At 49.9% G+C, this 792-nt stretch carries 1 rRNA gene; it reads right to left on the reverse strand.

The features are described from left to right. Window positions 1-624: ribosomal RNA gene (locus tag HMPREF0044_RS07620) — 16S ribosomal RNA — on the reverse strand; the annotation flags it as partial. Window positions 625-792: the final 168 nt, after the last annotated feature.

Consider the following 792-nt stretch of genomic DNA (forward strand, 5'->3'; position numbering starts at 1 on the left):
TTAAGCCCTGAGATTTCACGACAGACGCGACAAACCACCTACAAGCCCTTTACGCCCAATAATTCCGGACAACGCTAGTACCCTACGTATTACCGCGGCTGCTGGCACGTAGTTAGCCGGTACTTCTTTACCAGTTAAAGTCAACAACAACAAAATGCGTCTTCCAACCTAGCGAAAGAGGTTTACAACCCGAAGGCCGTCATCCCTCACGCGGCGTCGCTGCATCAGGCTTGCGCCCATTGTGCAAAATCCCCCACTGCTGCCTCCCGTAGGAGTCTGGGCCGTATCTCAGTCCCAGTGTGGCCGTCCACCCTCTCAGGCCGGCTACCCGTCACCGCCTTGGTAGGCCATCACCCCACCAACAAGCTGATAGGCCGCGAGCCCATCCCCAACCAGAAACCCAAAGGCACCGTTTCCCACAACCACCATGCGACAGCTGCAGAATATATTGCATTAGCCCCATTTTCATGGAGTTATTCAAATGTTGAGGGCAGGTTACTCACGTGTTACTCACCCGTTCGCCACTCTCACCAACAGAGCAAGCTCCATCAGATCCCGTTCGACTTGCATGTGTTAAGCACGCCGCCAGCGTTCGTCCTGAGCCAGGATCAAACTCTCCAAACAAAACAATAACGTTCAGAAGAAGAAAAACACCAAGCAAAAACACCCAGCGCCAATCCCAACCAAAAAAATAAATAAACAAGAAAAATAACAAAGGACAAAACAAAAACAAACTTGTAAACAAAAACAACAACACACTATCAAGTTCTCAAACAACACCCACACAAAACC

The organism is Gleimia coleocanis DSM 15436, from assembly GCF_000159015.1.
Classification (GTDB): domain Bacteria; phylum Actinomycetota; class Actinomycetes; order Actinomycetales; family Actinomycetaceae; genus Gleimia; species Gleimia coleocanis.